Source organism: Paenibacillus sp. CFBP13512, assembly GCF_005233705.1.
Classification (GTDB): Bacteria; Bacillota; Bacilli; order Paenibacillales; family Paenibacillaceae; genus Saccharibacillus; species Saccharibacillus nuruki.
The window spans coordinates 182,296-194,381 of record NZ_QGAD01000011.1; the positions used below are offsets into that span (position 1 = coordinate 182,296).

At 38.5% G+C, this 12,086-nt stretch carries 10 protein-coding genes; 1 reads left to right on the plus strand and 9 read right to left on the minus strand.

The features are described from left to right. Window positions 1-31: 31 nt before the first annotated feature. The 6 genes from PaeCFBP13512_RS16430 to PaeCFBP13512_RS16455 form a co-directional block, all read right to left on the minus strand. Complete coding sequence (locus PaeCFBP13512_RS16430) at window positions 32-874, minus strand: endonuclease/exonuclease/phosphatase family protein (protein WP_137224621.1); 843 nt, start codon at window positions 872-874, stop codon at window positions 32-34. Window positions 875-1,137: 263 nt separating this feature from the next. Next, on the minus strand, window positions 1,138-2,346 hold the full coding sequence (locus tag PaeCFBP13512_RS16435; protein ID WP_241669414.1) for a glycosyl hydrolase family 8: 1,209 nt from the start codon (window positions 2,344-2,346) through the stop codon (window positions 1,138-1,140). Window positions 2,347-2,510: 164 nt separating this feature from the next. Further along, the gene (locus PaeCFBP13512_RS16440; protein WP_137224625.1) at window positions 2,511-3,842 is read right to left on the minus strand and encodes a 6-phospho-beta-glucosidase; all 1,332 of its coding nucleotides are present in this window, start codon (window positions 3,840-3,842) and stop codon (window positions 2,511-2,513) included. A gap of 66 nt (window positions 3,843-3,908) precedes the next feature. Further along, window positions 3,909-4,910, minus strand: coding sequence for an N-acetylglucosamine kinase (locus PaeCFBP13512_RS16445; RefSeq protein ID WP_137224627.1), 1,002 nt, complete (start codon window positions 4,908-4,910; stop codon window positions 3,909-3,911). Between the two features lie 12 nt (window positions 4,911-4,922). After that, on the minus strand, window positions 4,923-5,921 hold the full coding sequence (locus tag PaeCFBP13512_RS16450; protein ID WP_069329734.1) for a LacI family DNA-binding transcriptional regulator: 999 nt from the start codon (window positions 5,919-5,921) through the stop codon (window positions 4,923-4,925). A 718-nt stretch (window positions 5,922-6,639) separates the two neighbouring features. Continuing rightward, entirely contained in the window at window positions 6,640-7,302 is a 663-nt protein-coding gene (locus tag PaeCFBP13512_RS16455) for a peptide-methionine (S)-S-oxide reductase MsrA (RefSeq protein WP_137224630.1), read from the minus strand. A 148-nt stretch (window positions 7,303-7,450) separates the two neighbouring features. On the opposite strand from PaeCFBP13512_RS16455, the gene PaeCFBP13512_RS16460 reads away from it, so the two are divergent. Beyond that, window positions 7,451-8,956 carry an FAD-dependent oxidoreductase gene (locus PaeCFBP13512_RS16460; protein ID WP_241669412.1) on the plus strand — a complete coding sequence of 502 codons (1,506 nt, stop codon included), beginning with the start codon at window positions 7,451-7,453 and terminating at the stop codon, window positions 8,954-8,956. Between the two features lie 358 nt (window positions 8,957-9,314). On the opposite strand, the gene PaeCFBP13512_RS16465 is transcribed toward PaeCFBP13512_RS16460, so the two are convergent. From PaeCFBP13512_RS16465 to PaeCFBP13512_RS16475, 3 genes are all read right to left on the minus strand, one after another. After that, window positions 9,315-10,451 carry a threonine aldolase family protein gene (locus PaeCFBP13512_RS16465; protein ID WP_137224633.1) on the minus strand — a complete coding sequence of 379 codons (1,137 nt, stop codon included), beginning with the start codon at window positions 10,449-10,451 and terminating at the stop codon, window positions 9,315-9,317. Window positions 10,452-10,588: 137 nt separating this feature from the next. Beyond that, window positions 10,589-10,819 (minus strand): hypothetical protein, encoded by a 231-nt coding sequence (locus tag PaeCFBP13512_RS16470; RefSeq protein ID WP_137224636.1) that lies wholly within the window; start codon window positions 10,817-10,819, stop codon window positions 10,589-10,591. 108 nt (window positions 10,820-10,927) lie between these two features. Further along, entirely contained in the window at window positions 10,928-11,434 is a 507-nt protein-coding gene (locus PaeCFBP13512_RS16475) for a hypothetical protein (protein WP_137224637.1), read from the minus strand. Window positions 11,435-12,086 lie beyond the last annotated feature (652 nt).

Consider the following 12,086-nt stretch of genomic DNA (forward strand, 5'->3'; position numbering starts at 1 on the left):
GAATGAACTATATTTTGGGGAATGTTCTATCCTACTCATAGAATGACTCCAAGTCTAACTCTACAGCCACTCCCAAATGATCTGATACAATAGCTCCGTTTACCCCATTCAATGCTACCGTAGAAGAATGAACAGGCAACGAGCGATTCGTTAAAATGTAATCGATCCGCAGATGGGTCGCGTTATTTTCCCACCCAGCGATTGCTTTGACAACTGTATGCCCATCGTCTTTTACTTTGGCTAACGTATACGTATCGAACCAGCCTTTGCTCATTACATAGTCATAACCTTCGTCTCGAATCTCGGCTACATTGTTCAGATCACCTAACATGAAGATCAATTGATCTTGATACGGCGCTAATAACTCTTCTGTACGATCCCATTGTCCTCTGAAATGTTCTTCATCATGCCACCATCCATAATGTCCATCAGCTATCCATACTGGCTGTCCATTGATCTCCGTCTGCACCATTAACAAACGACGTGTACGGTAATTGTTATAATCTTGTAGTTGCGAAACGAAATCATAACTGGCTTGTACGATCGGTGTACGGGTTAATATCGCTAATCCTTCATCATACGTATGTCTTGTCTGATGAGTGGGAACCCATGTCCAGTGATAGTCTGACGATAATTGTTGTAACAAGACATAGGCGAAATTATTTTGCCGAATCATCACATGAGCATCAGTAGCGTAATAACGTGATTCTTCTAAGGTCACTTCATCTACAGCTGATTCACTCATGGATTGATTGACTTCTTGTAATGCAATAATATCGAACTGTTGTTGATTGATATAGTCTGCTAATTGACTGATTTTTTCTAATTGATTGGTCTCATGCCATGAGTGTGTGTTCAGTGTTAAACATTTCAATGATTGTCACCTGCTCCATCTATTTTCATTATATTGCTCCGGTTAATACTTTATCTCACTATACCATAATCCCAAATAGACATCTTACTGAGATACAGAAGTCATGATGTAGAAAAATACAAAATACAGCAAAAAACTCCAACCGATGCTTATTTAGCAAGGACTGAAGTTTTTTATGATGAACCTATCTCAATCAATCGTTAACTTGCATCTACGCTTGAACCCATCTTTGATGAGCTATCATCTAATACTATGATCCAAGATCATACTCCTGCTGGCTTCCACCAGTTACCCGAAATAAATAACATACTGAGTAGATTATACGAATCACTAAAGTAACTTTCTTTGCTATTCTTCATCCAATCCCATCCTGTATTGACCCATGCTTGATGAGCATTATCAGTCACCCCTGCTGCGATAAATGGAGCCACAAACACAGCCGTCGCATACGTACCTCGTGCTGTACCATTTAACTGATATCCATCTTTGATACTGGAAGGCTTGCCACTTGTTTTACCTTTGATCCAGACCGCCATTTTGTTAGCTATTGTTTTGCCGCGAGTATCTCCATACATCGCATAATCCATTACGATCCGAAGCGGTACCCGAGAAGCGTTGTAATTGTATTCGTTGGTTTCTTTAAATTCATCCAAAAACCACTGTGGTGCAGGCTTGGCTGGATTGCCGACAACAAAGTCTGAAATCAACCCTGTACTAGGAGAATATGCACTACTGAACTGAGTATATTTGCTATACAGATTGTTGATTACATTTAACCAGGTCTGATCTCCTGTCGCATCGTAAAAAGCATGAAAATGACTGAGCATCCAATCCGATGGGCGGGTATCATAACTATTTTTGCTATCCCAATCGCCTAGATTAATTCCATTGTTAGAGGTGACATAACTGGACTTGATCGCACCAATCATTTTTTTCGCTTCAGCTAAATAATTGATCGCTCCTGAAGAGCCCCACTGATCATGTGCTAGTAATAAAGAGTACGCAATATCCAGATCTCCATCGGTGGCTGAACCAAAATGACCTTGAGCAGCTACATCATCTGCTACCACCCAGCCCATCAGTGCAGGATTACCTGAACTTTTATATGCTCTAGCTGTTTTGAATAGTCCATTGTAGAAGGTTTGTGCATTCGTATCTTGTCCTGCCATAAGAGCCGTGATGACCATGCCATATCCTTGACCTTCTGATGTTCCTAGCGGTTCAAACCCTTCTGCATCGCCTGTAATATCACCTTGTACATAATAACCACCCGGCAAAGAAGACAAGTTATTTTTGATATACGTAGATTTCCAGTAACTATAATAGGAAGCGACCGATTGATTCATCGAGGCTTGGGTCACATGATTGGGCTTGATGACCCCTGTATAATTGATTTGTTGTGGAAAAGGTTTCTTCTCATTTGCAGCATAAGCAGAAGTGGATACTCCAAACATTCCCAAGAACGAGATCATGAATAATACAACCACAAGGGAAAGACTTATTAAACGTGTTGCAATAGATACAGGCAATAGAGTACGCATGATAGTAATTCCTCCTTATCATAGGGTAGACTTTCATATTCTGAACTGGGTAAAGCTATCTAACTTTTTTGATATTTAGATATTTTGAAATTTCCTTAAATCGTCTCTGCTACAGCTATATTCTCTTTTTGAAAAAATAAAGGTAGATAGGCTCGATTGGCTTCTAACATTTCATCTAGCATGTCTTTGGCAATCGCAATCGAAGGCACCAAAGGATGATGTACCATTGCTTGCAAAGCGACTTGACGATCTCCTGTCATCGCAGCTTGGATCGTTAATTGTTCATAGGTTTTGACGGCATGCATTAAGCCTTTAATAGGCTCGGGTACAGTTGACAATTGAATTGGTAACGGGCCATTTTGAGTCACGATACAGTTGACTTCAATACAAGCATCATGTGGTAAAAAATCTATCGTTCCTCGATTAGGAACATTCAGTGTCTGTATATCGCCTGTGCCATTGTGCAGAGAGCGCATCAGATTGACTGCCGCTTCCGAGTAATAAGCACCTCCACGTTGCTCCAATTGTTTTGGTTTTTCTTTCAACTCAGGATCTCGATACAGCTGGAATAATTCCTGTTCGACTTGCTGTACCACTTGAGCGCGTGATCCTTCATTTTCAAAAGACAGCAATTGATCTTGAAGCATTTGAGGTGTCATATAGAAATACTTGAGGTAATACGAAGGTAAAGCTTGCAAAGAGAGAAGAAAATCAGCATCCCAACCTTGCTGTGGAACATTAGCAGCTGCATATTGTTCGCGTTGTTCTAATAATTCTGTTAATTTCGGTTGCCCATCGACATCAATTCGGGTCACCCAGTGTAGATGATTCAGTCCTACAAATTCAGCATAGATCCGATCTGCTTCTACTTGATAATGTGCTGTTAACCATTTGATTAGACCGATCGGTGCATTACATAAGCCAATACTGCGTACTTTACTATACTTATGGATCGCCTCAGTGACCATACCTGCTGGATTAGTGAAATTCAGCAACCATGCTTGTGGCGCTAACTCCTCGATATCACGGCAAATCTCAAGCAATACTGGAATCGTTCGTAGCGCTTTCATCATTCCACCAGGGCCAGTCGTTTCCTGTCCGATCACTCCATATTGCAACGGAATGCGTTCATCTACACTTCTCGCTTCTAACATACCTACTCGCATTTGTGTACTTACATAATCAGCATCTTTAATAGCTTCTCTTCGATTCGTTGTTAAATGTATCGTGATCGGCAATCCTGAAGCAGTAACCATGCGTTTAGCCAGTTCGCCAACAATATTTAACTTATGAAGTCCTTCTTCAATATCGACTAACCACAATTCACGAATCGGTAGATCATGATAATAGCGAATAAATCCTTCGACCAACTCTGGCGTATACGAAGAACCCCCGCCGATTACAGCTACCTTTAACCCTCTACTCATTCATGATCACATCCTGTATTTATAAAATAGTAGACATTAACGTGTGGTATCCTATGATGGTTGTAATTAAGATTGGATCGATCGCTCTGTTCCAGGCACTGTATTCAAGCGCCCAATATCATGCAACTGCGTATATACTTGTGGTGTAATATAACGTCCTGCTTGCTCCATAGCTCGTAATATCGCTCCGATCACAGGTTCAACTTCTAACTTAACTAATGAGGCATGTGGAGCAGATTGTTGTAGTGCTTGCTCGATCTGAGGGCGAATCCAACCCCGATCTCCACGTGTTAATAGACTTCCAGCCATCACCACATCGAATGTTAACGTGTGCATAGCGAGTCGATGTATAATCGCTGTGATCGACTTTCCGATTTCCTGTCCTTGTTTGGTTAAAATGTCTAAAGCAACTCCATCTCCCCATGCAGCAGCGGTAAATAATAATTCTGCCGCACGTAAAGGCACGTCATAATCATGATCCAAATAATCGTGAAACAGTGTCTCTACATCTCTATAATTCAACATATCTAATAACAATTCTGTTAGCACCGTAGGATGCTCTCTTCCATCCCATGCTCGAATCACAGAACGAAAGACTTCGATACATAATGAGCCACCACCGCCGAAGTCTCCATACTTGTAATCGAACCCACCACACTGATACCTTTCGCCTGATGGATGAATACCCGCACTGTTCGTTCCTGTACCGCAGATCACAGCAATACCATATGGTTGCGTTGTTCCAGCGCGAAGCCCTATCAGCGTATCCCCAACTAGATCATACTTTGCAAATCCAAGGCTACGAATCATCGGATGTAAAATAGCATAATCGGCTGGTCGATCGGCGCCTGCTAAGCCAAAACAACTGGATGTTAATTGTTCACGCTGAATACCCGTTTGTTGTAATGCTTGTTCAATCGCAGATCCAATCTGTTCTCCAGCCAGTAATCCTGCTGTCTGATGATTCCCACCGCCAGCAAGTCCTTGTCCAAGCAACTGTCCGTGTTCATTGGTAATATAAGCAAGCGTTTTACTACCCCCTGCATCTATACCAAGGTAATACTCCAATATGAGTCACCTCTAATCCTGGTTACATTGTGCTGTAGATTGCCTTATAATCAATTCTGATTTTAATTTGAGTCCTGTCGTACGCTTACTCTGATTACTAATCTTACGCAAAATCATATCCGCCGCCGCCAGTCCAATCCGATCAGCCGGTTGTCTCATCGTCGTCAAAAAAGGACGCAATTGCGAAGCGATATTTTGATCGTCATATCCGACTACAGATATCTGCTCAGGTATACGAATACCTTCTTCCATGAGGGCATTGATCAGACCAATCGCAATATAATCATCCCCTGCAAAAACAGCTGTAGGCAGATTATTTTCTGCTAACCATTTTTTTGCAGTCTGATAACCGAAATCCATACTGTAATCCCCTTCGACAATCGCAAACGGTTCTAATTCTGCTTCTTGTAGAGCATCGATAAATCCTTGTCGGCGCTCTTTGGTACTCGTAAATACATCTAATCCACACAAATGAGCGATCTTTGTATGCCCCAATTCCAGAAGATGACGAGTCGCTTCATAACCACCGTTGTAATTGTCGACAGTGATCGCAGAAGCATTATTTTCAGACAACTGATTATCAATAAGCACATACGGAATATTACGCTTTTTCAATTCCGATACGAAACGTTCTTCTTCTACGGGAGATAATAAAATCAATCCATCTACCCGATCTTCTTGAATCAAATAATGACTTTCTTGATTGCCAAAGCTACGGGATACGGATACCGCTAAAAAATAACCTTGCAGAGCTAAAGCATCATTGATCTCTTTAGCAACAGCATCGAAAAATGAATCTTGTAGCGTGGTAACAATCAGTCCGATAATTCCTGTACGTCCACGAGCGAGTGAACGAGCCGCAGCACTTGGACGGTAATCTAACTCTTTAATCGCATCCATTACTTTTTGACGATTATTTTCTCGCACGGTTCCTGCGCCATTAAGCACACGTGAAACGGTAACAACTGATAATCCTGATCTTTTAGCAACATCAAATATACTGGCTTTCATTTTGTATTCTCCTAATTGATGCCGTTTTTCGAAAGTAGGACATAGATATACCAACTATTTAAAAAACGAACATCCTGTTTTTGCTCATTATACAGGATGATATAGGATAGGGACTACACTGTAATGCGCTAAATCGTTATTTCTTGTATGAATAAGCGTTTTTATTATATTGCACTGAACGACTAGATATAGATTTCTTTTCAACAATAGGAGCATCATGCTTGTGATCAGAAGACGGCTGTAGATGCTATCTTTCTTTTGAAGAGAGTCTATCTTTTCTGCTTTAATAAAAGTTATAACGCTTTAACTTTCGAAATAATAAACAATACACGCTAGATTAATATCTGGAATAAATCGTATTATTTTCACCTCCTATAGTTAATATCATTCTCCTATCACTTTTTGCATCGAAGAATATAAATTCATAATTATGCATAACGATTGTGAAGGTATTCAAGAGATAAATAGTATTTCTCCACTTCTATGTTTCCACGAAACAAAACGATTTTATATAAGTTATAGCGCTTTAACTTTTGATATTGGAACTATCATAGATGATTTCAGACCTGATTACAAGCTTATTTTGACCACTTTATAAGCAAAATCGGTTAAAAATAGGCTCATTTCTGCCTTTTTATTATATATTTACCTTATTATGAGTTAAAAAGTTATCCGTAATATCATAGCGATCGTTATTTAATATACAGTTTAGCAGTAATTATTGTTTTGATGAATATTGCTGAATCGATTCTAATATTTCATGTTGTTGCCTTTTGGTAATATGATTATATTCATTCTTTTTCACTTCTTGTATAAGTTCTGCCTCAGATAAGTATCCTTTAACCCATGCATTTAATCGTGCACCTATCATTGAATGAAAAAGATTTTCTTGTGAATCTAAATGTTTTACCCCTTGCTTCAATAGCTCTGGTTTCCGTTGCAAGTAATATTTCTGGTGACGCTCTTCTGCTCGTGTGAAATCGGTATACGCTAAGATTTCTGTATGAAGCGATTGGGGTGCATATTGTTGTTGAACATGTACCATTATTTCATACTGCTCTATATTGCGATAAAAAAGAATCGACATATACTGTCTTCCTTTATATCCATTGATCGCTTCAGGACGATGATGAGTCCAAAAAGTATGAAGTAATTGTTCTAAAGATATCTGTTGCGGATGAAATGTAATCTCTATACTTTCCGAATGGTCTCCTAGATTACGGTATGTTGGATGCGTTGTAGTTCCTCCTGCATATCCGGTTGCCGTCTGGATCACACCGTTGAATTGTCCGAACAAAGCTTCAGGGCTCCAAAAGCATCCCATTGCTAACGTTAATTGCTCAGAGTATAAAGATAGATTATCTGTTGATGTTGGATTCATTATGCTGTGCTCCTTTGCTCTATAGGTAGATATTTATATTTTGTAACCTTGCTGGCTCTCTTTTACAGTACACTAGAATAGATACGGCATTTTGCTTCAAGCCTTAATCCGTACAATGAAAATTATACATAAGGTGGTTATATCAACAGTGAAAAGACAGAAATATTTACTTTTGTGGGGTCTATTACTTATCGTTATTATTGCACTTATTCCTGTAGGAATGAATCTATTCTCCGCATCTAATCCTACTCAGCAAGCATCTCCACCCGGTGAAACGACAACAGATTCTACATATGATTCAGCAGATATACCGACACCCCAACCTGCTACACCTACTATTTCCCAGACATACGATCTTGTAGTGATCGGTAGTGAAGTCGAAGGAATCTTAATGGCAAAAGCTGCACATGATGAAGGTCAAAAGGTGCTGATTATCGATCCACGGGAAAAGCCAGGGGGACAATTAATTCAAGGACAAATGCTTGTACTGGATGAACCCAATACAAACAAAAAGAAAAGTCTGGTACAAGGCGAAATGAAAAAGCTGTACAACGCTTATAATGCAGGCGATATCCGTACGGAAGAACAATTTACAGACTATTATAACAGCTTAATTCAAGGGATTCCGCTAGAAAGTGGGATTCAAATTGATCAGATTCAGCAAACCGATACCGATGCTAACTATGCGATCACTTCATTAACGTACAAAACAAAAGATCAACAATCTCATACGATCGCAGCAAAATATTGGGTCGAAAATAGCGATTATAACGCATTAACGTCTAAGCTTCATGTCACTCGTATTCCAGGTGTAGAATCTATTTTCGGTGGCGATAAGCCTGAATATATGGCGGCGACTTATATGTTACGGTTCAAAGGGGTCGATTGGCTGAAGCTGCATAGTGCCACATTGTTAGATTATCCTTTGACTAATCTAGAAGCGAAATATGGAACCAATACGTATGTCGATTATGATTTTGGAACAGGCTTTAACAAAATCACAGAAAACTTCAAATCACTAGATCCACAGCTCAAATTGCGTGGCATCAACTCGACGTATCAGAAAGATGGTGATGTCATTATCAATGCGCTACTAATCTATGATGTCGATCCTGCGAATCCAGAATCTGTCCAAGCCGCTATAGCCAAAGGCAAAGCAGAAGCGCCACGTGTATTAACGTTTCTCAAAGAAAATATTCCGGGATATGAACATGCAGAGTTAAACGGGTTCCCGGATTACTTGTATATTCGAGACTACAATCGATTTGAAACAGATTATGTATTGCCTTACGAAGATGTGGTTGCTAGTAAAATGTTCTGGGATAATGTCAGTATTGGTGGGTATCCGATGGACATTCAAGGCACACGTTCTGTCCCAACCGGTAAAGGATACGGTAAACCTGATTTCTATGGGATTCCACTGCGTTCATTTGAGTTAAAGTCTTACGACAACGTTCTAGTCGCTGGTAAAAATATCGGTGCTTCGATCAAAGCTTATGGTAGCGCACGTATTACACCCACCACTGCACTTGCAGCCGAGACGATCGGCATTATTTTAGGGCATGAAACGAAAAAATTACGTGATCTAAATGAAGAAGATTTCAAACGGATTCATCAGTATTTGAGCGAAGATTATAATATTAAATTAGACTGAGTTAGGTTGGTTTTACACAAGGAAAATGTTCTGAGGGAAACCGCTTCAGCAAAAATATTGTTCTTGCCGTCGCTGTGTGGAGAGAATATTCTCAATATTGAAAACCGTTCTTGTAGAGAGGGTGGCATTGGCAACGTTGCTAATGTGGCTCTCTTTTTTTATTTTGGTAGTGGAGTTAAGCTTTTGAGGAAAGAATTTGTGAGTTTGAACAGGATTAGAGAAGTATTGGCATCATTAAAAAAGCTAAGTCGTTGAAAGATGTGTAGGATCAACGACTTAGCTTTTTTGTTTTTCTATTAAAATGATGTAGATCACTCTATCTCTTCCATTCAACTGGAATTGGCGGGGCACTCTCTTTCTATTGGTTTGCTGAGACTTCTTTCAAGCGTTGATCTAGCCAGTGTAGAGCTTGTTGGATGTGCTCCAAAGGAATCTGTCCATAGCGGTCGCCGATGCTAAGTTCGGTAGAGCACTGTGTTCCATCCTTTTTGTCAGTGAGATAAGGAGCTAATCCAACATTAGTAGCCTGACACATTTCGATCAAGATCGGTTCGATTTGTTCTTTGGGTAGTTCAAAATAGATATGGAACATGTTGGAGACAGGCACTTCTGGTAGCGTGTGAACCGCTGTACACTGGTTAATTTCATGAGCCAGTTGCACTGCTTCTTTGTAGTATTGTTCCATTTTGCCAATACGTTGTTCGTAGTAATATTTGGAGCTCAGGATATAAGGATACAAGCTGATCAGATCGCCACCGTGTCTTCTTTTCCAGACTTTAGATTCTGCGGTAAAGTCGCTTGGCCCTGCTAGGATAGCCCCTGCAATACCCCCGATACCTTTGTAAAAGGATATGTAGACACTATCGAATAATTCGCATACTTCAGCGGCTGTTTTTTGGTAATACGGTAAAATTTCAAACAATCTAGCTCCATCTAAATGCAGTAAAATTCCTTGTTTCCGGCAATATGTTGAAATGGCTTGTAGTTCACTATAGGCTGGTAATTGTCCTCCAATTTCGCGTTGAGGTAGTTCCAGTAACAGACAAGCAACCTTTTGATCCATTTGCTGTACATCTGCAAGTGTAATCAGGCGATCTTGATCCGCTAGTAAAATCGAATGGATATGATGCAATTCTTTCAATCCGTCTTCTTCATGAATTTCTAAATGGCACAAAGGATGGTACGCAACGTTACGGTTATTCTTGCGATCACACCAGATACGTAAAGCAATCTGTTGTGCCATCGTACCTGTTGGGAAAAACACTGCGCTTTCTTTGCCTAACACATCTGCCATCTGTTTCTGGAAATCTTCGATCACTGGTCCCCGACCATACATATCACTTGCAAGGTCTCCATTGATATCTGCAAATGCTTGTTGCAACACATGTATATTCCGATCACCATTCCCTGCTAAAATGTAATTTGTTTGCGCAAACGCTTCTCGTAATGTTAAAGAAGGTTGCTGGGCTGAAGTCGATTCAGGATTATTGTACATGGATGTAAGCTCCTTTGGATGTCAGATGAAGTGAGTTTTTCACTATAGCTTTGAGTTAACGTTATCATATCTATCTATAAATGCGTAATGTATTATACGAAAAATCATTATCTATTCATGATCCACAGTAGCATATTCTAATCTTCTAATTCATAATCTCCAGAAGAGTACCAAGGCTCTATTTTTTTGATAGCAGTCATAGGAATAAGCATTCTTGTATCATCGTGAGCTTCTTCAGGACAAATCGCAATAACATCATTGAAATAGTAATAATGAACATACAATCCGATTACAAACAAATTATCAAGAAAGGTTATTTTAATATCTCTATCTAGATATGCTGGCATAAATATTTCTTGCTGATCCATGATCATTCCTCCTAAGTTCTTATTGTGTGATATGTATCTTTACTAATATAGCATCAATATACAAACATACACTGTTATATCTTTTTTCAATATAAGATGTGTTCGTTCTCACCCTTTTTTCCAATCATTTAGTAAAATGTGATCTGCTAGATTAGGGCATAAGATTTGACTATATTCTAAAAAATGATCATAAAAATGTTCAAACATCATTAAAAGCTCGTCTTTTTCTATATAAATAGCATCATCAGGTGTCCAATTGGTATGACTTACACAGGTTACTCTGACCTGATTATTCTCTTCTTCAAAAATAAGCAATCGTTCAATCCCTTGTTCATAAAAATCCAATTGAAATGAGAAATCTTTTTTACTTATTTTCTTTAAAATAAATGGAATTTGTTCGATTACTGTTAACAGATCAGTTCTACAATCGACAGGCCATTGCTCTTGTCCGAAACCAGAAACAAGAAATACAATCGATTCTGAAATTTCAAAAACTTCACATATGTCAATCAAAATGGCTAGTGGACCATCCAGTTCCATTTCAAATGATGAATCCGTTATTGATACTCTATTTATAGAAGGTACGTTTTTCAAAATTAGCTGCATATTAAACATTTGAATTCCTCTTTTTTCATATTAAAAAACCAGTAAAAACTATACTATGTAGTATTATAAAATAGATAAATATCCAGCGACCTATTTTTTTACATTTATTTATCTAATATATATTTTCAAATACCATGGACTATACATTTGGCTTGTAAGTATACCAGGATATTCGCCACTACCTGTATCCCATTTTTTTAAAAGTTTAATATAATCATTATCCTCTTTTAAAATTTTGCTTTTCCAATTGTAGTCATAATACACGTTACAGTTAAAACATTTTAGTTTATCTGACTCGCTTCCAAATCCTACTCCGTAAAGTTCTTGATGGCATTTAGAACATAAGACTCTATATTTTTTTCTTAAATTAGATAATAACAAGAGTACTCACCTCATTATTTTATATCGACGATTTTTTGAGACTCTATAAGATATTTACATTTTTAGAATTGAATAAAAGAAAGAGCCTATCTATTTTAAATAGGCTCTTTCTTTTATTATTTTAATCAGTTAGAAATAATTAGAACCTTTCCAGATATCATTAATTTCAATTTATTATTCTCCTTCTTAAATTCTAATTCCTGAGATAGTTGCTTCACTTTTTCGTTTAATATTGTTACATCAGGCATTTCGTATAAAATAAGTTCAAATGTTTGAATAT